The following is a 19,956-nucleotide window of genomic DNA, read 5'->3' on the forward strand; positions in this document are numbered from 1 at the left end:
CGGCCCGGGGGCCGTCGGCGGGCGGCTTCGGCGAAGCCCGCATGCCGTGGGTCGGCATGGCCGGAAGCCTACCTGTCGTAGCCCACAGCGGATTTCGGCCCGCAGCGAACGGGGGCACTCCAGTTCGGCGGGCCGTGGCCCGGGACCCCCTCGCTGACGTACGGTTGGCCCATGGGCTCTGATACACCTTTCGGCTTCGGCAACCTGGGCGGCGACATGCCGGACCCGAACGATCCGCGGGTGCAGCAGATGATGCAGCAGCTGCAGCAGATGATGGCGCAGTCGATGTCGACCGGTCCGGTCAACTGGCAGCTCGCCAAGCAGCTGGCCGAGTCCGAGCTGGAGGCCGAGAACGTCGTCGGCCCGGCCGATCAGGCGCAGGTCGCCGAGGCGCTGCGCCTGGCCGACCTGTGGCTGGACTCGGCGGTGAACTGGCCCTCGGGCGTGACGGCCACCGACGCGTGGACGCGCAAGCAGTGGATCGACCGCACCGAGAACTCCTGGAAGCAGCTCGCGGAGCCGCTGGCCGCCCAGATGGGCGAGGCCATGCAGACGCTGGTGCCCGAGGAGATGGCCGGGATGCTCGGCCCGATGGCCGACCTCATGAAGGGCGTCGGTTCGGCGCTGTTCGGGGCGCAGATGGGCCAGGCCCTCGCGAAGCTCGCCGGGGAGGTCCTCTCTTCGGCCGATGTCGGTCTGCCCCTGGGCAAGACGGGTGTCGCGGCCCTGCTGCCGGCGAACATCGCCGCGTACGCCGAGGGCCTGGAGCTGCCGGTCGAGGAGGTGCGGCTGTTCGTGGCGCTGCGCGAGGCGGCGGCGCACCGGCTGTTCACGCACGCGCCGTGGCTGCACGCGCACCTGCTGGGGGCGCTGGAGGCGTACGCGCGGGAGATCCGGATCGACGAGTCCGCGATCGAGGAGGCCATGTCGGACATCGATCCGAGCAACCCCGAGGCCGCGGCCACGCTCGACTTGAGCGAGGTGTTCAAGCCCGAGGACACCGAGCAGCAGAAGGCGGCGCTGGCGCGGCTGGCGACGACGCTGGCGCTCATCGCCGGCTGGATCAACGTGGTGGTGGCCGAGGCCGTGGGCGATCGGCTGCCGACGATGGACCGGCTCATGGAGTCGGCGCGGCGCCGCCGTGCGACCGGGGGGCCGGCGGAGCGGACCTTCGAGGCCCTGGTGGGCCTCCAGTTGGACCAGGCGAAGGTGCGGGCGGCGACGCTGCTGTGGCACTCGCTCGCGGAGGCGCGGGGCATCGAGGGGCGCGAGGCGGTCTGGGCGCACCCGGACCTCATGCCGAGCGCGGTCGACCTGGAGCACCCCGAAAGCTTCGCGACGGTCTCCGAGGCGCTCGAAGACCTCGACCTGTCGATGTTCGACCAGCTCGCGGTCAACGACCCGAAGGACGAGCCCGAGGACCCCGACGAGCGTTAGGACGCGGTCCCGCGGCGCGGTTCATGAGCGCGCGGTCGAAGGTTCAGCCGGGCGTCGCCGCCCGGCCCGATCGCTCGGTGCGGCGTCTCAGCGCCGTTCGCCGGCCTCGGCGTCGGCGATGCCTTCGAGGTAGCCGCGGGCGCGCTCGGCCTTTGAGTAGCGGCCGACCATCTCCCAGAACGGCCGCGAGTGGTCGTAGTGGACCAGGTGCGCGAGTTCGTGGAGCAGGACGTAGTCGATCACCCACGAGGGCATCATCAGCAGGCGGCGCGAGATGCGGATCGTGCCGTCCGAGGGGGTGCACGAGCCCCAGCGGTGGTGCTGGTTGTCGACCCAGCGGACGCTCTTGGGGGTGGCGCACTCGGGGTGGTCGGGGTAGTGGCGGGTGGCGAGCCTGACGGCTCGGTCACGCAGGGCGGCGTCGGAGGCGCGGCCGTCTCTGGCCTCGCGCTGACGCAGCCTCGCGAGCATGTGGTCGATCCACTCGCGCTCCTCGGACTCCGAGAAGGCGTCGGGGATCATCACGACCACGCGGCCTCGTTCTTCGTAGGCCGCCACGGTAGCCCGGCGTCTGGGGGAGCGCCGCACTTCTACGGGGGGATGCACTTTGCGCGCCATGAAGGCACACTAAACCGAAGGTGTGACAATCGCATAACGCCGATGTCGCGAATGCGGCGTGAGTAGCCGTATGCCAAGAAAATCCCCCCGCCGATCTCCCGAATCGTGGGATCAAGCGAGGGGCGGGCTCAGCGGGCGTCGCCCGCGGGCCGGTGCCGACCGTGCGGCAGGGGTCACGAGGCCTTGCCGAGAATCCGGTTCATCTTGGTGCCGCAGGTCGGGCACGTCCCCTTCGCCATCCGCCGACCCGAGTCGGAGACCACCACGTGGCCTTCGAAGTCGCGCTTCTCGCGGCACTTGACGCAGTAGCCGTTGTATGTCTCCGTAGCTTGAGCCACTGGATTCCCCCCGTTGTGTCCGGCATTGCTGCGACGGTCACGCTGTGCGACCGCCTCGCCTCAGAATGCCACAGATCCCACGCGTGTAAGCCTCGCCGCGCCACATCACCCGATCGGTGGGAGGAGCCTCGCCTGGGCGGGTGACCGCCAGGCGTGCGCCAGGCGTGGACGGCACCCCGGAACGAGGGTCTCCGGAGCCGGTCCTTAGAAGTAGAGGCGGAAGCGGGGTCAAAGGTGGAGTCGGGTGCGCTCGGGCTCCGCATTCGGGCTCCGCCGTGAGAGCATTGGGAACGTGAGCGACAGGCATGGACCAGCCCATTCGGGCGACGACCTCCCGCGCCGGGCGATCGTACGGGGTATGAAACTCGCTTCGCTCCCCTTGGGGCTGGCGGGCCGGGCGACGGTGGGCCTCGGCAAGCGCGTGACCGGGATGGCGGACGAGATCCTCGGCGAGCAGGCGCAGCGGCGCACCGCCGAGCACGTCTTCAGCGTGCTAGGGCAGCTCAAGGGCGGTGCGATGAAGCTCGGCCAGGCGCTGTCGATCTTCGAGGCGGCCCTGCCCGAGCATCTGGCCGCGCCCTACCGGCAGGCCCTGACGAAGCTTCAGAACGCCGCTCCCCCGCTGCCGGTGGCGAGCGTCCACGGCGTCCTGGAGCGGCAGATGGGCGCCGACTGGCGCGAGCGGTTCGAGTCCTTCGACGACGCGCCCGCCGCCGCCGCGAGCATCGGCCAGGTGCACCGGGCCGTGTGGAAGGACGGGCGGCCGGTCGCCGTCAAGATCCAGTACCCCGGCGCCGGCGACGCCCTCCGCTCCGACCTGCGCCACCTCTCGCGCATCGCGCCCATGTTCAAGGTGCTGCAACCGAACTTCGACGTCAAGCGGATCACCGTGGAGCTGCGCGAGCGGCTGCTGGAGGAGCTCGACTACGAGCTGGAGGCCGCGACGCAGCGGCAGTTCGCCGATGCCTTCCGCGGCGACCCGCTCATCGTGGTCCCCGAGGTCGTCCACGCCTCCGGCGAAGTGCTCGTGACCGAGTGGATCGCCGGGCGCCCCCTGGCCGAGGTGATCACCGACGGCACCCAGGAGGAGCGCGACGCGGCCGGACTGCGTCTGGCGACCCTCCACTTCTCGGCGCCCCGGCGCGCCGGTCTGCTTCACGCCGACCCGCACCCGGGGAACTTCGCGATCGGCGAGGACGGGCGCCTCGTCGTCTACGACTTCGGCGCCGCCGCGCGGATGCCCGGCGGGATGCCGGTCCAGGTGGGGCGCCTGACGCGCCTGACGCTCGACGGGAAGGCCGACGAGGTCGTCGCGGGCCTGCGCAGCGAGGGCTTCGTGCCCCCGGGACTGAAGATCGACGCGAAGGCGATGCACGAACTGCTCGCGCCGATGCTGGAGCCGATCGCCGGCGAGGAGTTCCAGTTCTCGCGCGAATGGCTGCGCAAGGAGAGCACCCGCCTGACCGGGCAGGGCTCGGAGGCCGCGCGGCTGAACAAGCAGTTGAGCTTCCCGCCCGCGTACCTGCTCATCCACCGCGTGACGATGGGCTCGATCGGGGTGCTGTGCCAGCTCGGCGCGACCGCGCGCTGGCGGGAGATCCTGGAGGCCTGGCTGCCGGGCTTCGCCGACCCCGAGGGCACCGACCCGAACCGGGCCGCCTGACCGGCCCCGGACACAACAGAAGGGGCTCTTCCCCTCTCAGGGAAGAACCCCTTCAGCCAACGCGGTTAGCGCGTCGTCAAAGTCGGCCCCGTCGGCGGTGGCGGCCGAGGTGGCGGGTCGGCCGGGTGTAACCGGCGTCCTTCCACAGGCTCCACATGCGCAGACGTCCTATCGTGCCGAAGGCCGCGGGCCTGGTCGGCAGCGGTCGGGCCGCTTCGATCTCCTCGTCGAGGAGGAGTTCGAGTTCGTTCGCGCCGACATCGCGCTTGAGATGGCGGCTCAGGTGATCGACGGTCATGACACCGCCACCCCCGCGAGGGCCAGTTCCCGGGTCCGCTCGGCGAGCTCCGCCTGGGCGGCCTGCTCGATGAGCGCGGCGTCCTTGCGGGGCCGGCCGCGGGGCCGCTTGCGGGCCACGACGTTCCCCTTCTCGAAGATCTCGCCGCCCCACACGCCCCAGGGCTCGTGGCGGTCCAGGGCGCCGGTCAGGCACTCCAGCCGGACGGGGCAGTCGCCGCACAGGGACTTGGCGAACTCCAGTTCGGTGGGCTGCTCCGAGAACCACAGGTCGGCGTCGTACTCGCGGCAGGCCAGGTCGCCGCCGGTGGAGCGGGCCTGGTCGCGCAGCTCAGGTCCGATAAGGGTGTCGGTCATGCGCTCGGTCTCCTCTCTCTTCTCGATGTCGGTGTTGCAGTGCGGTCGCATCAGTGCTGTCTGAGGACTCAATTGCTTCGCAATCTGTCTCGTCTGTCGTCTACTGGTGGGCCGCGACCTGGTGTTCAACCAAACAAAAAGGCCGCGATCCCTGGTGCGGGATTCGCGGCCTCGAGAGTTCCGAGTCGGGCTTCGTCTGTAAGCCCAACCGGTGGTGATCTCGAGGCGGTCTCCCGCGGGTGACGCCGTGACGCTTCTTAGAGCCGGAAACCGGCTGCCAACCGAGGCCGGCGACTGCCGTGCCACGTCCACGAAGGGTCAGGGCGCCCATATCGGTGGTGTTGTCAATCGAATTGACGGTGCTCGGAGCCGTGGTGCTGAGGACGGCAACGGGCAGAGTGGTGCCACGGAACTGGGCGAAGACGGGCGCGATGTTCCGATAAACGGCAACGGCCGACTCATACGCGTTCGCGCCGAGTTCGGTCAGCTTGGGCTCATTGAGCAGCAACATCGTCTACCCCTCCTTTCCGGGTTCCATGGTTGACATCGGTCTTCATCTCCTACATGCCGGGGGCGAGGCGCACACCTCTCCCGGCTTGAGCAACGCTACGCCCGTCGTCCTCGGGAGCGCAACGTATTTTTCCGGGGTTTCGAAAGAAAGTTTTTGCGGTCCCTTCGAGAAGTCACGAGTCCTCCGTCGACAGGGCCACGGCGTCCTCCACCGCACCCCCGTTGACCAGGTGAAGCACCGCCGGACCGTACTTGTCGAGCTTCGACTTCCCGATGCCGTGGAGGGCCGCCAGTTCGCTGTCGGATGCCGGACAGCGCTCGGCGATGGCGATCAAGGTCACATCCGTGAAGACGGTGAAGGCGGGCTTCCCGTCGGCCTTGGCCACGGTGACCCGCCACTCGCGCAGCCGCTCGAACAGCGCTTCATCCATAGTGGCCGGACAGTCGGAGCAATGGCCCAGCTTGCGGTCCCGCGCGTCCGTCAGCGGCTTGCCGCAACCGGAGCAGTCGAGGACCTTCGCCTTCTTCGGCCCGCGCTGCTTCGACGCGGCGGCGCTCGGCTCGGGCGTCCGCGGGAAACCGCCCAGGCCCAGCGGCGCGAGGAAACGGCACAGGCGCCGCTCGCGACCGCCCGAATTGCGCGCGAGCCCGTAGGAGAGCTGAAGTCGCTCGCGGGCGCGCGTGATGCCCACGTACAAGAGGCGCCGCTCCTCTTCGAGCGCCGTCTCCGTGCGGGCGAACGTGGTCGGCAGCGTGCCGTCGGCCAGGCCGACCAGGAACACCGCGTCCCATTCGAGGCCCTTCGCCGCGTGCAGGCTCGCGAGCGTCACGCCCTCCACGGCCGGGGCGTGCTGCTCGGAGGCCCGCCGGGAGAGCTCGGCGCAGAACGCGTCGAGGTCCGGCTCCGGGCCCTCCTCGTCCGGGTTCGCGCGGTGGTGCTCCAGGAACTGCTCGGCGAGGTTCGCCAGCGCCGTGACGGCCTCGTAGGCCTCGCGCTGCGCTCCGCCCGCCGGCGCGGCGTCGGGGCGCCAGCCGACCGCTTCGAGCGCGGTCGGGACGGCCTCGGCGAGCGGCATGGCGCCGATCTCGGTCTTGGCGGCCGAGCGGAGGGCGACCACGGCCTGGCGGACCTCGGCGCGCTCGAAGAAGCGGGCGGCGCCGGTGACGACGGTGGGGACCCCGTAGGAGGCGAGCGCCTCCTCGTAGGCCTGGGACTGGGCGTTGGTGCGGTAGAGGACGGCGATCTCGGAGGCGCTGGCGCCGTCGGCGATGAGCTGGGAGCAGCGCCGGGCGATCATGTCGGCCTCTTCGGCCTCGTCGGCGAAGACCTCGGCGGTGACGGCCGGGCCGTCCGGGCGCTGGCCGACCAGTTCGAGGCGCATCTTGGCCTCTCGCCCTTTGGATTCGCCGATGATCTGGTTGGCGAGGCCCACGACCTGGGGGGTGGAGCGGTAGTCGCGGACGAGGCGCACGAGCGCGGCGCCCTGGTGGCGGCGGGTGAAGTCGAGGAGGTTCCTGGAGGTCGCGCCGGTGAAGGAGTAGATGGTCTGGCTGGCGTCGCCGACGACGGTGATGTCGTCCCTGTCGCCGAGCCAGGCGTCGAGGAGGCGCTGCTGGAGGGGGGTGACGTCCTGGTACTCGTCGACCACGAAGAAGCGGTACTGGCTGCGGATCTGGTCGGCGGCGGCCTCGACGTCGCCGATGAGATCGGCGGTGTAGGCGAGGACGTCGGCGAAGTCCATGACGCCGGCGCGGCGCTTGGCCTCGATGTAGGCGGCGTAGACCTTGGCGACGTCCTCGGGGGCGGCGGGGGCGTCGCGGCCTAGGGCGGCGATGGTGCCGACGTAGTCGTCGGGGCCGATGAGCGAGGAGGCGGCCCATTCGATCTCGGTGGTGAGGTCGTAGTTCTTGGCGCGGGAGGTCTGGAGTCCGGCTCGGGCCGCGGCGATGGCGGTGAACTTGAGCGTGGAGTCGACGAGTTCGGGCAGCTGGCCGCCGAAGCGGCGGGTGCCGAAGTAGCGGAGCTGGCGCAGCGCGGCGGAGTGGAAGGTGCGGGCGTTGACGCCGGCGACGCCGAGGCCGCGGAGGCGGTCGCGCATCTCGCCGGCGGCGCGGGCGGTGAAGGTGACGGCGGTGACATGCTGGCCGCGCATGTCGCCGCGCAGGACCCGCCAGGCGATGCGGTGGGTGACGGCGCGGGTCTTGCCGGTCCCGGCGCCGGCGAGCACGCAGACCGGTCCCGGTTCGGCGGTCACCGCCTCGCGCTGTTCAGGGTCGAGTCCGGAGAGGAGTCGTTCGATGGCCCGGTCGCGTGCGGTCATCCCGCCAGTCTCCCAGAGGGCCCCGACAGGAATCGGCGGGCCGTTCACCCGATCGTGTCGGACATGACGGTCGCCACCGAACCGCCGTGTCGCCACCGGCCGCGGCCCGTCGCGGAGCGGTGTGCAGGCCGACCGTCCCTATCCCCCACCCACCCAGAGGGGAAGTATGCGGCCAGCTTCGCGCGCGGGTCCGACAGAAACCGCCCCCGGCAGGGTGCCGTTCGCTCTCGGCGGAATGCCCCCGGGCGGTACCGCGTTAAGGTCGATGGAGAAGGAGGTCCGATGATCACCATGTACAGCACCACCTGGTGCGGCTACTGCAAGCGTCTCAAGATGGCGCTCGACCGCGAAGGTGTCCTCTACAAAGAGGTCAACATCGAGGACGACCCGGCTTCGGCCGAGTGGGTCATGGGGGTCAACGGGGGGAACCAGACCGTCCCGACGGTCCGGTTCGAGGACGGTTCCGCCCTCACGAATCCCTCTCTCGCGCAGGTGAAGGCGAAACTCTCCGCTTGACCTGTGCCATATACCGAGACTATGGTCACGTTTAGGACACAAAGCCGGTACGATGCCCTATAGTTGACTCGTCAAGCTTGCTTAGCGACTTCGAGGGGTGGTCGCTAAGCATTCAGGCCCGGGATGGATCCGTCCCGGGCCTTTTCTTCACCCTCGAAACGGGGTACGGTTCGCCCCGCCCCTCAATCGATCCCGCGCGTCGGTCTCGGCCCAGACCCCAGGTCACGGGCCGTTTCGCTGCTCGGCGCGCCCACCGACGATCGACTTGTGGAGCCCTCATGTCGTCACCCCGCGCCCTCCTCGGCGTCACGCTCGTCCTCGCCGCCTCCGTGTTCTTCGGCGTCTGCGGCCCCTTCGGCAAGGTCGTGATCCAGGCCGGGCTCTCCCCGATCCAGGTCACATGGCTGCGCATCTGCGGCGTCGGGGTCATCGCGGTCGTCGCGGCGGCCGTGCCGCTCGTCCGGGTCCTGCGCGAGGGCCGGCAGCTCCCCTGGGGCGCCCTGATCCTCTTCGGCCTCACCGCGGTCTCGGCGGTCCAGGCCTTCTACTTCATCGCGGTCGAGCGCCTGCCCGTCGGCATCGCGCTCCTGCTGGAGTTCATGGGCCCGATCGTCGTGGTCGCCTGGGTCAGGTTCGTGCGCCGCACCGTCCTGCCCCGCGCGGCCGTCGTCGGGGTGCTGCTCAGCCTCGCCGGGCTGTGCATCGTCGTCGAGGTCTGGCTGGGCCTGCGCCTGGACGCGATCGGCCTCGTCGCCGGCTCGGCCGCCGCGGCCTGCCAGGCCACTTACTTCCTCTCCGGCGAGAAGCTCACCGCGAAGGTGGACGTGCGGATCCTCCTCGCCGTGGGCTTCACCACCGGCGCGATCAGCCTGCTGCCGCTCGCGGCGCCCTGGGCGATGGACTGGGCCGTCCTGTCCGGCCGGGTGACCCTCGGCGGGGTCGAGACGACCGCGCTGGCGAGCATCGCGGCACTCGTCGCCTGCACCGCGGTCGCCTACGGGCTGGGTCTGAGCGGCCTGCGGTTCGTGTCGGCGCCCGTGGCCGGGGGCCTGGGCTACACCGAGGTCGTCGTGGCCTCGCTCGCCGCCTGGGCGCTGCTCGGCGAGGCGCTGACGGTGCCGCAGATCATCGGCGGGCTCGTCGTCATCGCGGGGGTCTTCACGGCCCAACGCGCCGTCTCCGCGAAGACCGGCGTCGAGACCGCGGCCGAGGAGGCCGCGGTCACCAAGGTCTGAGCGCTAGCGCTCCTCCTCGAGCCAGCGCTCGATGAGGAAGCGGGCCACCGAGATCCGGACGGCGCTCGGCGTGGCGTCGGCGGTCTCGACCCACATCTCGCGCACTTCCTCGCGGGTGAACCAGCGCGCGTCGGCGATCTCCTCGGCCTGGAGCACGAGCTCCTGCGAGGGGTCGGCGGTGGCGCGATAGGCGAGCATGAGCGAGCGCGGGTAGGGCCATGGCTGGCTGGAGACGTAGTCGAGGCGGTCGATCTTCATGCCGACCTCTTCGGCGACCTCGCGGTGGACGGCGGCCTCGGCGGACTCGCCGGGCTCGACGAACCCGGCGATGCACGCGTACCGGCCGGTGCGGGTGCTCTGCGGGGGCGCGATGGTGTTCTGCGCGATCGAGGGCCTCGGCTGGTCGCCGTAGCGGCGGTGCTTGGCGAGGAGGACGCGGTCGGCGCCGTCGTCGATGAGGACGATCACGGCCGGGTCGGTGCGCGGGAAGACCGCGCGGCCCTCCCCGGGCGCGAGCTCCCAGCCGGCCATGCGCGGCTGGAGCGGGCGGCCGGTGGTCGGGTGGAAGCGGTAGGTCGCGTGCCAGTGGCCGATGCCGATGGCCTCCACGGCGATCGCGAGGTCGCGGTGGTCCCAGGTGGGCCTGATGGAGCGCCCGGGGAGGCCGTCGGGCAGGTCGGTGAAGACGGCGAACACGGGCGGGTCCTCACCGCCGAGGTAGACGCGGCGGCCTTCGGGCGCGGTGTCGGCGTCGCGGTAGTGGAGGCCGTCCTCGTCGGCGTCGATGCGTTCGCGCATCGAGTCGCAGGCGACGATCTGGGCGCGGTTCCAGGCCGCTTCGAGCCATTCGGGGTCGTCGCGGTGATGCGCGCAGCGGTCGAGGACGTCGACTGCCAGCGGCGGGTGCATCATGGCGCGACGACCTCTCCGAAGGCGGCGAGCGGTTCGCGGATCTCGGCCCCGTCGCCGAGGACGACGGTGACGGCCCGGTCGGGGTCGAGCCGTTCGGCGGCGACCCTGCGGATGTCGGCGGGGGTGACCTCGCGCAGCCGCTCGGAGTGCTCGGTGAGCCACGACAGCGGGAGTCCGGACGCGGCGAGGACCGACATGTAGTTGGCGACGCCGGACTGGGTGGCGGTGGCGAGTTTGACCGAGCCGAGCGCGTAGCGGCGGGCGAGGTCGAGCTCTTCGGCGTCCGGCGGGTTGTCGGCCATGCCGCGCAGTTCGGCGCGGACTTCGGCGAGGGCCGGGCCGGTGACCTCGGTGGCGACGTCGACGGCCGCGAGCTGGAGCGAGCCGGCCGGGGCGTGGTCGACGCGCGAGCGCGGCGAGTAGCCGTAGCCCTTGGTCTCGCGCAGGTTCATGACCAGGCGCGAGGAGAAGTAGCCGCCGAAGATGAGGTTGGCCAGGTGCTGGGCGGCGTTGTCGGGGTGGGTGCGGGCGACGGCCGGGTAGGCGACGCGGATCGCGGACTGGACCGAGCCGGCCCGGTCGACCAGCACGAGCGGGCCGGGGGCCATGTCGGGCAGGGGTTCCATGCGGCGCGGCTCGCCTGTGCCGCTCTCACCCATGCCGTTCCAGTCGCCGAGGGCCTTCTCGACGGCGGCCGCGGTCGCGTCGGGGTCGATGTCGCCGACGATGATGAGCCGGGCGCCGGCCGGGTGGAGGCGGGCGGCGTGGAGGGCGAGGACGGCCGCGCGTTCGACCGCGGCGACCTCGTCGGCGGTGGGCTGCTGGTGGCCGTACGGGTGGTCGCCCCACAGGCGGGCGTCGAGGACGCGGCCGACCTGGAAGTCGGGCTGCTGCTCGGCGACGGAGAGGCCGTCGATGATGCGGGAGCGTTCGACCTCGAGCGGCCCGTCGGGGTATTCGGCGGCCTTGAGGAGGTCGCCGAGGACTTCGAGGAGTTCGGGCAGGCCGGTGGCGAGGCTGTTGCCGGACACGGCGATCCGGTCGGGGTCGGCCCCGGCGCCGAGCGCGCCGCCGACGCCCTGGAGGCGCCGGGCGATCTCGCTCATGGAGGCCGTCTCGGTCCCGGAGAAGATCGCGGCGGTGAGCAGGTCGGCGACGGCGAGGTCGGCGTGCGCGGCCGGGATCGACAGGCGCACCTCGGCGAGCGGGACGCCCGGCCGGCGGGTGAGCAGGACCCGGAGCCCGTTGGGCAGGGTCCGCTCGACGGGGACGGGGAGGGTCAGCGGGACTTCCGGTGCGAGACCTGGGACGACGTTGTTCACTGCACTCCTCCGGGAATCACTTCGAGAACGGCGCGGCGGTTCGGCGTCATGGCGGCGGCGGCCCGCGCGACGGCCTCGGGCGTCACCTCGCCGAGCAGGGACGCGAAGCGGGTGGTCATGGCAGCGTCGCCGTGGAAGATCTCGGCGGTCGCCAGGCGCCTGGAGCGCCCCATCACCGAGTCGTCGCCGCGCAGCAGCTGGGCGGCGACGCGGGCCTTGACGCGGTCGAGTTCGGCCTCTTCGACGCCTTCGGCGACGCGGGCGAGCTCTTCGTCGACGGTGCCGAGCACGGCGTCGACGGCGGTGCCGGGCGGCAGGAACGCCTGGACGAGCATCGCGGTCGGGCCGCGGGAGGCGAAGGGCTCGGACATGAACGTGGTGTGGGCGGCGACGGCGGTGGCGGTGCGGTCGGTGTGGATGAGCCGCTCGACCAGGCGCGAGGCGTCGCCGTCGGTGAGGAGTTCGCCGAGGACCACGTACGGCAGGAACGCGTCGAGGTCGGTGACCGGGTCGGGGACGCGCCAGGCGACGGCGACGGCCGGCAGCGTGGCCCGCTCGTCCACGTAGGACTCGCGGCGCTCGCCGTCCAGGTCGGGCTCGTCGAAGGAGGGGTGGACGGGCGCCGGGCGGGCCTCGACGTCGCCGAAGTGGCGCTCGACGAGTTCGCGGGCCTGCTCCAGGTCGAAGTCCCCCGCGACGGACAGGACGGCGTTGGAGGCCGGGTAGTAGGCGTCGAAGAACGACTGCGCGTCGGCGACGGTGGCCGCATCGAGGTCCACGAAGGAGCCGTAGCCGTCGTGCGCGTTCGGGAACGTGTCGAACATCACCGGCGGGAGCTTGATCCAGGGGAAGCCGCCGTACGGGCGGTTGAGGACGTTGACCCGGATCTCCTCCTTCACCACGCTGACCTGGTTGGCGAGGTTCTCATCGGTGATCGCCGGGCCCCGCATCCGGTCGGCCTCCAGGAACAGCGCGAGTTCGAGGCCGTTGGAGGGCAGCAGGTTGAAGTAGTCGGTGTAGTCGATGTGGGTCGAGCCGTTGAAGGTGCCGCCCGCGGACTGGACGTGGCGCATGTGCTCGGCCTTGCCGACGTTGTGGGAGCCCTGGAACATCATGTGCTCGAACAGGTGGGCGAAGCCGGTGCGCCCTTCGGGCTCCGATCGCATCCCCACGTCGTACACCACGGCGACCCCGACGACCGGCGCTCCGGGGTCCGGCGCGAGGACCACCCGCAACCCGTTGGCGAGCCGGAACCGCTCGATCGCGAACGCCGGGGCGGGAATCGTCGCAACAGTCATGGCCGAACCCTATCTCAGCTCAGTGACCGCGCAGGTGCGCGGCGTTCGTCACAACTCCTTGGAATCGGCATGAATTCCTGCTTGACTCCTAGGCTATGAACTCGCAGCACTTCGAACGCCTCACCGACGCCCGCCGCGTCGCGGCCTCGTGCTGCCGAATGTGCGCCAGCTGAGGGCTCCTGCACCGCCGCGCCCCGAAGCGGCGATCACCCACAGCGAAAGCGACGTTCCTTCCTCATGGGATCTGCACCCAGCATCAGCCTGTCCGGCGTCACCAAACGCTTCGGCGACCTGACCGCGCTCGACGCGGTCGACCTCGACGTCGCCCCCGGCGAGATCTTCGGCATCCTCGGCCGCTCCGGCGCCGGGAAGTCCACGCTGCTGCGCACCGCCAACCTCCTCACCAGGCCCGACTCGGGCACCGTGACCGTCGACGGTGCCGAACTGACGGCCCTGCACGGCCGCGAGCTGCGCCGCGCCCGCGCCAAGACCGCGATGATCTTCCAGCACTTCAACCTGCTGTCGAACCGCAACGCCGCCTCGAACGTGGCGCTGCCGCTGCGGTTCGGACGCGTCCCGCGCGCCGCACGCCGCGCACGCGCCCTCGAACTGCTCGACCTCGTCGGCCTCGCCGACAAGGCCAAGGCCTACCCCGGACAGCTCTCCGGCGGCCAGCGCCAGCGCCTGGCGATCTCCAGGGCGCTCGCGGCCGATCCGGCCGTGCTGCTCTCCGACGAGGCCACGAGCGCGCTCGACACCGACACCACCGACGAGATCCTCGACCTGCTCGCGCGGCTCAACCGCGAGTTGGGGCTGACGATCCTGCTCATCACGCATGAGCTCGAGGTGATCACCCGCATCTGCCACCGCGCCGCGGTGATGGACTCGGGCCGGTTCGTGGAGACCGGGCCGGTGCCCGAACTGCTCGCCGACCCCGGCTCGCGTCTGGGCTCGCAGGCCCGGCGCCTCGCCGCCCGCCTGCTCGGTGAGGGGGCGGCGCTGTGAACGACGACCGACTCGTCGAGCTGCTGACCGAGGCGTTCTGGGAGACCCTGCACATCGTCTCGGTGGCGGGGCTGTGGACGCTGCTGGGCGGGCTGCTGGTCGGCACCGTCCTCTACATCACCTCGAAGTCCGGGCCGCGGCCGATCGCGGTGGTGAACGCGCCGCTCGGTCTCCTGGTCAACGTCGGCCGCAGTGCGCCGTTCGTACTGCTCATGGTCGCTGTCGTGCCGCTGACGCGCCTCATCACGGGGACGAGCATCGGCACGGAGGCGGCGATCGTGCCGCTGACGGTGGCCTCGATCCCGTTCTTCGCTCGGCTCGTCGAAGGCGCGCTGCTCGAAGTCCAGCCGGGCCTGGTCGAAGCGGCCCGGTCGATGGGGGCCTCGACGCCGGCGCTGGTGTGGCGCGTGGTGCTGCCCGAGTCGACGCCGGGTCTCATCCGCGGGTTCACTGTGACGCTCGTGGCGATCGTCTCGTACTCGGCGATGGCCGGGATCGTCGGCGGCGGGGGCCTGGGCGACCTGGCGTACCGCTACGGCTACCAGCGCTTCGAGACCGAGTACATGATCTGGCCGCTGGTCATCCTCATCGTGCTCGTCCAGCTCTTCCAGATCCTCGGCGACCGGTGCGCCCGCACCCTCGACCGTCGCTAACGCAATTTCCCTACCTAGGAGAACACCATGTTCAATCGCCGTGCCCTGATCGGCGGCTCAGTCGCCGCCGCGACCGCTCTAGCCCTTGCCGCCTGCGGTTCCGACGAGCCGTCGGAGCCGACCGAGACGAACGGGACCGTCACGGTCGCCGCGACCTCGGTGCCGCACGCGCAGATCCTCCAGTTCGTCCAGGACGAGCTGGCCGAGGACGCGGGGCTGACCATCGAGATCGAGGAGTTCAGCGACTACCTCCAGATCAACCCGTCGACCGACGACGGCTCGACGGACGCGAACTTCTTCCAGCACCTGCCGTACCTGGAGACCTACAACGCCGACAACGGCACCGACCTGGTCGAGGTGGCCCCGGTCCACATCGAGCCGCTCGCGCTGTACACGAACGGCACCGCGTCGGTCGAGGACCTTCCCGAAGGCGCGCAGATCGCGATCCCGGCCGACCCCTCCAACGGCGGCCGCGCCCTCGCCCTGCTGGCCGACGCGGGCCTGATCACCCTCGCCGACGGGGTCGACCTGACCTCCGCCACCGAGGCCGACATCGCCGACAACCCGCTCGGCCTGGAGTTCGTGGCCGTCGAGGCCGCGCAGCTCCCCCGCACCCTCCAGGACGTCGACGCCGCCGTCATCAACGGCAACTACGCCCTCGAAGCCGACCTCAGCCCCGCCGAGGACGCCATCGCCAGCGAGTCCGCCGACGGCAACCCCTACGCGAACTACCTGGTCACGACCTCCGCCAATGCCGACAACGAGGACATCCAGAAGCTCGGCGAGCTCCTCCAGTCCAACGAGGTCAAGCAGTTCATCCTCGACACCTGGTCCGACGGCTCGGTCGTCCCGGCCTCCTAACCAGGCCTTACATCACCGCCAACCCGCTTGCACCGGCTGAACCGCGACACGTAAGATAGTTGCGGCCAGCCTGGCAACGGGCTGGCGAAGGAGTGTGGCGCAATTGGTAGCGCATCGGTCTCCAAAACCGAGGGTTGCAGGTTCGAGTCCTGTCACTCCTGCAAGTCCAGCATCACCCGAACACCGGGCCGTGATAAACGGCCCGGTGTTCGTGATTTCAGCTGCGTTGCTCAGGCAGCAGCGGCGTGAACGGCGACCGGATTTCATCGGCGCTGATCTTCGCCTCGCCGGTCACCATCGCCTCCAGGAGTCGCGGCACGCTGATTTCCCTGATTCTCGCTTCGCGGGTCGCGGAGGCGTGATAATGGGGTGATGGACGGGATGCAATCGAACTCCCGACCGGCAATGGACGCCCAACCACAGAGCAGACCACTCCCTGACGATCAGGCGCCCGTTCAATGGCCGAGGGCACCGCAACACCAGGCAGAACGCCAGGCTAAAAGTGGAATTTCAAGTGGACTACTGGCAGCACTTGCGACGGCATTCTCCGTTGTCTCACTGACACTTGGGGTGGTCTTCGGGTCGATACTGTTCATGCCGGTACCTGAGTCCACCACTGGGGGACCGCAGCAGGACACAGTGCCGGATGAAGGGGTCGAGGACGGCCCTTCTTCGCCTGGGGATCGGTTTGAATCCGTACCGGACTCCGCAGATCTGGAAGAAGTCGTCGAGATCTGTGCACCGAACTCCGAGCATGTGCGGGTCGCCGACGAAGGGAACACGATCATCATCTCTGGCGTGGCCGCAGAAGGCGGACCTGAGGAACCGGTGGAAGAACTCGCCTGTGTCCTTGTACTTCTGGACGCGCCGGACTCATTGTGGGATCACATCATCACGACCAGGGCAATCGATGGACAGCAGGAGGAGGAGCTCGGCGCCTACACAGTGCGCTGGTCGTATCATCCCGACGACGGGCTGAATCTCACAATTGTCACAAACTTACGGTTGATCGCGAAACGCCGTTCACGAAGAATAAGTCAAATCCGTGCACGTTTCGGCCGTGCCTGCGGGCGTATCATGAGGCCAGACCTGATAGCGAAAGGCCCGCTTGTGATCGACCCCTCGACGGACCAAGTTCTCATCCCCGCCCGCAATGACACCACCATTCGCGCAGTCGGCCGCTCTTACATAGATGTCGGCTTCGACAGAGGGGAGTCGTTGTTCGTTCCAGGCCGACCGGTATGGAACGACAAAACGGTCAGGGAGCTCTACTACCACTACAACCTTCAGACCGACGACAGCAATGACCGCTTTCATGAAAAGCTGGAGCGCCAGCTCGCAAGCGCTTCAGACGACGCCAAGCTCCTCATGGCCGAACTCATGGCACTGCAGGCGATGCCGCTGACCCGGAACAGCCTCAAGCCGAGTAGCAAGGCCGACCGGGTTGAACCGGTGCTCCGCTGGATGGACGAAAACGTCGCGCTTCCCGAGGAGATCAAGGAGGCGTTCCTCGAGGGAACCTGGAACGGTGGCACCGGCGCACACACCATGCTTTGGAAGTGGCTCTTTGACGCAGTTGAACTTTTGCGAGCCTGGTTCCGCCTTCTGCCGCCGGAGCGGTCGCACATCATCGCTGATCCTTGGGAATGGCGCGACTGGATCCGAGGGACCGGAGGCATGCCTTCGCTGACCGAGGCACTGCTCTATCTCGGTTTCCCCGAGCACTTCCTCCCGATCATTAACGTCGAGCACAAGCGCAAGATCCGAGGAGCCTTCAGTCACCTGCTCCCCGAGCAGATCGCAGGGGTCGACCTCGACCGGGACCTCTTCGAAATCACATTGCGACTGCAGCGACAGTACGGGGACCGGATCGATTTCTATAGGCCCCCTTTCAGGGACGAATGGCAGACTACGGTTCGCCCCTCCGGTGAGCGGCGCGCCTGGTACGTCCCTCCTCCCCATGACGACGCTGAGCTCGAATACTGGATCGATCAAGGCATCATCACGATCTCCGCCGGGCGTCTCGGCCCGCTCACCTCGGCCACTGACCGGACGACGATCAGAAGCATGGTCGAGAGCGCCTACGGCCATCTCGACTACGCGGACCGCGCTGCATTGACCATGGAGTTCCACTCGTTCTGGTCGCTGATGCAGCGGGACGACCTGGTGGCAACCGTCCAGGACGATCAGCTCTGGATCGGTGTACTCAAGCATGGTGCTGCATACGGGCCGGGAGGAGAGCTGTCTCGCAACGTCGACTGGTACAGCAAGCAGCCGATCGCCTTGACCGGTCTCTCCCAGTCCCTGCGGATAGAACTCCAGCGCTCCGTCGCAGTTGCCGACATCTCCGTCAAACTCACTGAACTGTCACAGATCCTGGGCGTCGAGACCGACACCTCCGAAGAGGACCAAGAGGAATCCCCACCTCCACTCGACCCCCTCAATCCCGCACTGTTGCAAGGACTCTCCGAACGCCTCCACCTGGACGAGGCATGGCTGCGGGAACTGGTATCGCTGGTCCAAGACCGCAAGCAAGTGGTGCTGTACGGACCACCAGGCACCGGTAAGACCTACCTCGCCCAGGAACTGGCCGAACACCTCACCGACCGCGACGCGGTGACGCTGGTCCAATTCCACCCCTCCTACGCCTACGAGGACTTCATCGAAGGGTTCCGCCCCGCTCCCGCCGGCGAGGGGTCGGTGGGGTTCGTCCTGACCGCTGGACCACTGCGCGACCTCGTCCGCAAGGCCCGCAACGACTCACGCCCGCATGTCCTCATCATCGACGAGATGAACCGAGCGCACCTGGCCAAGGTGTTCGGCGAGCTCTACTTCCTCCTTGAGTACCGGAACCGCTCGGTGCGGCTGCAGTACTCTCCCGAGGAGTCCTTCTCGCTTCCGGAGAACGTCTACATCATCGCCACAATGAACACCGCAGACCGGTCGATCGCCCTGCTCGATGCCGCGATCCGGCGACGGTTCGCGTTCGAGGAGATGCACCCCGAGGAGGCGCCCGTACGCGACCTGCTCTCCAATTGGCTCGGCCAGAACGCCTCGGGCGACCCCCGCCCCGCGCTCCTGCGGGCTCTGAACGAGGCCATCCCAGAGTCGGACCACGACTTCAAGATCGGGCCCTCATACCTCATGCGCGCCGACGCCGGAAGCGATGAGGGCATCGCGAGGATCTGGCGGCACGACCTCCTACCCCTCCTGGAAGAGCACTTCCACGGCAGAATGAGCCGCTCAGAGGTCCATGAGACTTTCGGACTGGGAGCCATCCGGCTGGCCGCTGGTACTTCCCTGCGGGCCGCGACCGAAGAGCAGACCTCAACGTGATCGAACCTGTCGTGCTCCAGGAGTTCCAGCATGGCTCCGAAGTGCGCGCCATCGACCAGAAGACGGCCGCGGCGCTCGCCAAGACGGAGCTCGTCAAGGTCACACCGGTCTCCGGCGGGAGGTGGCGGCTGCAGACCGCAGGCAAGGTCGGCTCCGTTCGCATCGGTGGCCTGGACGTCCACGTCAAACCAAAGATGGGCATCTCGCGGTTGCTGTTCCTGCTCGGGTACGCAAAGAACCCGAACTTCCTCCCAGAGGACTCTCCCGGCACCGCTGAGGACGATCTCTGGCCGGCGCTCGCCGAGTCTCTGGTGCGGTACTGCGAGCGCGCGCTGGCTCGCGGCCCAATCCGTGGGTACGCGTCAGTCGAGGCCACACTGCCGCTGATCCGGGGTCGCATCCTGGTGGCCGATCAGATCGCCGCCCGCCCCGGACAGTCGTTCCCTCTCGAAGTGCGGCACGACGATTACACCGCGGACATCCCCGAAAACCGGCTGCTCCGAACCGCGCTGCGGATCATGTCCGAAGTACCGCGGCTTCCCGACGGGATACCCGGGCGGATCGCTCGACTCGAGGCGCACCTCCGCGAGGCCCACTTTCTCACCGGAACCTCGTCGAACGCGGCTTGGCCGCTCACGCGCCTCAATTCGCATTACGGCGACGCGCTCCAAATCGCCGAGATTGTGCTGCGCCACCAGTCCGCGGAGACGGGTCCGGGCGGCTTGAAGGTCGCCTCGTTCGTCATCCCCGTTCACCGTGTCTTCGAGGACTTCGTGGCCAAGGCGCTTCGGGAGGCGTTCGCCCGCTTCAGAGTCCGCGTCGACGACCAAGTGAGTAGCTACCTCGACGAGCAGCGGACCGTCCGGATCAGACCAGATGTGGTCACCATGCTCGACGGCGTCCCGAACACGGTGGTCGACGCCAAGTACAAGTTCCAGGACAAAGCGGGAACGAACGGGGACGTATTCCAGGTCGTCTCGTACTGCACCGCGCTCGGTACGACGACGGGCTGCCTGGTGTACGCCCACGGGGTGAAGGAAGCCGAGTGGCAGAGCATCCGCAACTCCCCTATCCGCGTCCTCCAGTACCCGCTCGACCTCACCGCGCCACCCGCATCGATCCTTCGATCCATCGCCGAACTCGTCGAGCGGCTGCTCGCTCGCACCTGACTAGCTGTCTGGCTGTCGCTGAGGGCGTGCGAGTTCGGCGCGTCAGAACCTACTCCTCATACCGTCACGTGAACATCACTCAAGGTATCATCTTGAATGTTCCACGCG

At 69.1% G+C, this 19,956-nt stretch carries 17 protein-coding genes, 1 tRNA gene and 1 pseudogene; 10 read left to right on the forward strand and 9 right to left on the reverse strand.

The features are described 5' to 3' along the window. The first annotated feature begins 171 nt into the window (after positions 1-171). Positions 172-1,437 carry a zinc-dependent metalloprotease gene (locus E9998_RS20810; RefSeq protein WP_240037701.1) on the forward strand — a complete coding sequence of 422 codons (1,266 nt, stop codon included), beginning with the start codon at positions 172-174 and terminating at the stop codon, positions 1,435-1,437. 87 nt (positions 1,438-1,524) lie between these two features. Here the strand turns inward: E9998_RS20810 and E9998_RS20815 are convergent, their stop codons facing one another. Together E9998_RS20815 and E9998_RS25745 are read right to left on the reverse strand one after the other, a co-directional pair. Further along, entirely contained in the window at positions 1,525-2,055 is a 531-nt protein-coding gene (locus E9998_RS20815; protein WP_136531620.1) for a M48 family metallopeptidase, read from the reverse strand. 173 nt (positions 2,056-2,228) lie between these two features. Then, the gene (locus E9998_RS25745; protein WP_166659568.1) at positions 2,229-2,393 is read right to left on the reverse strand and encodes a DUF5679 domain-containing protein; all 165 of its coding nucleotides are present in this window, start codon (positions 2,391-2,393) and stop codon (positions 2,229-2,231) included. Positions 2,394-2,751: 358 nt separating this feature from the next. On the opposite strand from E9998_RS25745, the gene E9998_RS20820 reads away from it, so the two are divergent. Further along, positions 2,752-4,056 carry an ABC1 kinase family protein gene (locus E9998_RS20820; protein ID WP_136531621.1) on the forward strand — a complete coding sequence of 435 codons (1,305 nt, stop codon included), beginning with the start codon at positions 2,752-2,754 and terminating at the stop codon, positions 4,054-4,056. Positions 4,057-4,132: 76 nt separating this feature from the next. On the opposite strand, the gene E9998_RS20825 is transcribed toward E9998_RS20820, so the two are convergent. The 4 genes from E9998_RS20825 to E9998_RS20840 form a co-directional block, all read right to left on the reverse strand. Then, entirely contained in the window at positions 4,133-4,354 is a 222-nt protein-coding gene (locus E9998_RS20825; protein ID WP_136531622.1) for a hypothetical protein, read from the reverse strand. Further along, the gene (locus E9998_RS20830; RefSeq protein WP_136531623.1) at positions 4,351-4,710 is read right to left on the reverse strand and encodes a WhiB family transcriptional regulator; all 360 of its coding nucleotides are present in this window, start codon (positions 4,708-4,710) and stop codon (positions 4,351-4,353) included. Before E9998_RS20830 ends, E9998_RS20825 begins: the two co-directional genes overlap by 4 nt. Before the next feature lie 100 nt (positions 4,711-4,810). Beyond that, entirely contained in the window at positions 4,811-5,221 is a 411-nt protein-coding gene (locus E9998_RS20835) for a hypothetical protein (protein ID WP_136531624.1), read from the reverse strand. A gap of 172 nt (positions 5,222-5,393) precedes the next feature. Then, on the reverse strand, positions 5,394-7,541 hold the full coding sequence (locus E9998_RS20840) for an ATP-dependent DNA helicase UvrD2 (protein WP_136531625.1): 2,148 nt from the start codon (positions 7,539-7,541) through the stop codon (positions 5,394-5,396). Positions 7,542-7,823: 282 nt separating this feature from the next. Between E9998_RS20840 and E9998_RS20845 the strand changes: the two genes are divergently transcribed. After that, complete coding sequence (locus tag E9998_RS20845; protein WP_136531626.1) at positions 7,824-8,057, forward strand: mycoredoxin; 234 nt, start codon at positions 7,824-7,826, stop codon at positions 8,055-8,057. 278 nt (positions 8,058-8,335) lie between these two features. Continuing rightward, positions 8,336-9,292 (forward strand): EamA family transporter, encoded by a 957-nt coding sequence (locus E9998_RS20850; protein ID WP_136531627.1) that lies wholly within the window; start codon positions 8,336-8,338, stop codon positions 9,290-9,292. A gap of 3 nt (positions 9,293-9,295) precedes the next feature. On the opposite strand, the gene nudC is transcribed toward E9998_RS20850, so the two are convergent. The 3 genes from nudC to E9998_RS20865 are packed head-to-tail and all read right to left on the reverse strand — an operon-like array spanning position 9,296 to position 12,824. Continuing rightward, a complete protein-coding gene (gene nudC, locus E9998_RS20855) occupies positions 9,296-10,204 on the reverse strand; it encodes an NAD(+) diphosphatase (RefSeq protein WP_136531628.1) in 909 nt (302 codons plus the stop codon). Continuing rightward, entirely contained in the window at positions 10,201-11,526 is a 1,326-nt protein-coding gene (locus E9998_RS20860) for a M16 family metallopeptidase (RefSeq protein WP_136531629.1), read from the reverse strand. Before E9998_RS20860 ends, nudC begins: the two co-directional genes overlap by 4 nt. Continuing rightward, positions 11,523-12,824 (reverse strand): M16 family metallopeptidase, encoded by a 1,302-nt coding sequence (locus E9998_RS20865; RefSeq protein ID WP_136531630.1) that lies wholly within the window; start codon positions 12,822-12,824, stop codon positions 11,523-11,525. The genes E9998_RS20860 and E9998_RS20865 overlap by 4 nt, the downstream gene beginning before the upstream one ends. A 237-nt stretch (positions 12,825-13,061) precedes the next feature. Between E9998_RS20865 and E9998_RS20870 the strand changes: the two are divergent. From E9998_RS20870 to E9998_RS20895, 6 genes and pseudogenes are all read left to right on the forward strand, one after another. Next, positions 13,062-13,781: pseudogene (locus tag E9998_RS20870) on the forward strand (methionine ABC transporter ATP-binding protein); the annotation flags it as partial. Positions 13,782-13,825: 44 nt separating this feature from the next. Continuing rightward, positions 13,826-14,482, forward strand: coding sequence for a methionine ABC transporter permease (locus E9998_RS20875; protein WP_136531632.1), 657 nt, complete (start codon positions 13,826-13,828; stop codon positions 14,480-14,482). Between the two features lie 27 nt (positions 14,483-14,509). After that, positions 14,510-15,343 carry a MetQ/NlpA family ABC transporter substrate-binding protein gene (locus E9998_RS20880; protein WP_136531633.1) on the forward strand — a complete coding sequence of 278 codons (834 nt, stop codon included), beginning with the start codon at positions 14,510-14,512 and terminating at the stop codon, positions 15,341-15,343. Between the two features lie 88 nt (positions 15,344-15,431). Next, a tRNA-Trp gene (locus tag E9998_RS20885) sits at positions 15,432-15,504 on the forward strand. A 409-nt stretch (positions 15,505-15,913) separates the two neighbouring features. After that, positions 15,914-18,679 (forward strand): McrB family protein, encoded by a 2,766-nt coding sequence (locus E9998_RS20890; RefSeq protein ID WP_158299913.1) that lies wholly within the window; start codon positions 15,914-15,916, stop codon positions 18,677-18,679. After that, positions 18,676-19,848: an McrC family protein gene (locus tag E9998_RS20895; RefSeq protein WP_136531635.1), complete on the forward strand. Its 1,173-nt coding sequence runs from the start codon at positions 18,676-18,678 to the stop codon at positions 19,846-19,848. The genes E9998_RS20890 and E9998_RS20895 overlap by 4 nt, the downstream gene beginning before the upstream one ends. The last annotated feature ends 108 nt before the right edge of the window (positions 19,849-19,956 follow it).

It is taken from the genome of Glycomyces paridis (assembly GCF_004912155.1).
Lineage (GTDB): Bacteria > Actinomycetota > Actinomycetes > Mycobacteriales > Micromonosporaceae > Glycomyces > Glycomyces paridis.

What these genes read in the sequence shown, in the direction of transcription:
- E9998_RS20810 (WP_240037701.1), top strand. Translation starts at nt 172, where the DNA reads ATGGGCTCTGATACACCTTTCGGCTTCGGCAACCTGGGCGGCGACATG.
- E9998_RS20815 (WP_136531620.1), bottom strand. Translation starts at nt 2,055, where the DNA reads ATGGCGCGCAAAGTGCATCCCCCCGTAGAAGTGCGGCGCTCCCCCAGA.
- E9998_RS20820 (WP_136531621.1), top strand. Translation starts at nt 2,752, where the DNA reads ATGAAACTCGCTTCGCTCCCCTTGGGGCTGGCGGGCCGGGCGACGGTG.
- E9998_RS20825 (WP_136531622.1), bottom strand. Translation starts at nt 4,354, where the DNA reads ATGACCGTCGATCACCTGAGCCGCCATCTCAAGCGCGATGTCGGCGCG.
- E9998_RS20830 (WP_136531623.1), bottom strand. Translation starts at nt 4,710, where the DNA reads ATGACCGACACCCTTATCGGACCTGAGCTGCGCGACCAGGCCCGCTCC.
- E9998_RS20835 (WP_136531624.1), bottom strand. Translation starts at nt 5,221, where the DNA reads ATGTTGCTGCTCAATGAGCCCAAGCTGACCGAACTCGGCGCGAACGCG.
- E9998_RS20840 (WP_136531625.1), bottom strand. Translation starts at nt 7,541, where the DNA reads ATGACCGCACGCGACCGGGCCATCGAACGACTCCTCTCCGGACTCGAC.
- E9998_RS20845 (WP_136531626.1), top strand. Translation starts at nt 7,824, where the DNA reads ATGATCACCATGTACAGCACCACCTGGTGCGGCTACTGCAAGCGTCTC.
- E9998_RS20850 (WP_136531627.1), top strand. Translation starts at nt 8,336, where the DNA reads ATGTCGTCACCCCGCGCCCTCCTCGGCGTCACGCTCGTCCTCGCCGCC.
- nudC (WP_136531628.1), bottom strand. Translation starts at nt 10,204, where the DNA reads ATGATGCACCCGCCGCTGGCAGTCGACGTCCTCGACCGCTGCGCGCAT.
- E9998_RS20865 (WP_136531630.1), bottom strand. Translation starts at nt 12,824, where the DNA reads ATGACTGTTGCGACGATTCCCGCCCCGGCGTTCGCGATCGAGCGGTTC.
- E9998_RS20880 (WP_136531633.1), top strand. Translation starts at nt 14,510, where the DNA reads ATGTTCAATCGCCGTGCCCTGATCGGCGGCTCAGTCGCCGCCGCGACC.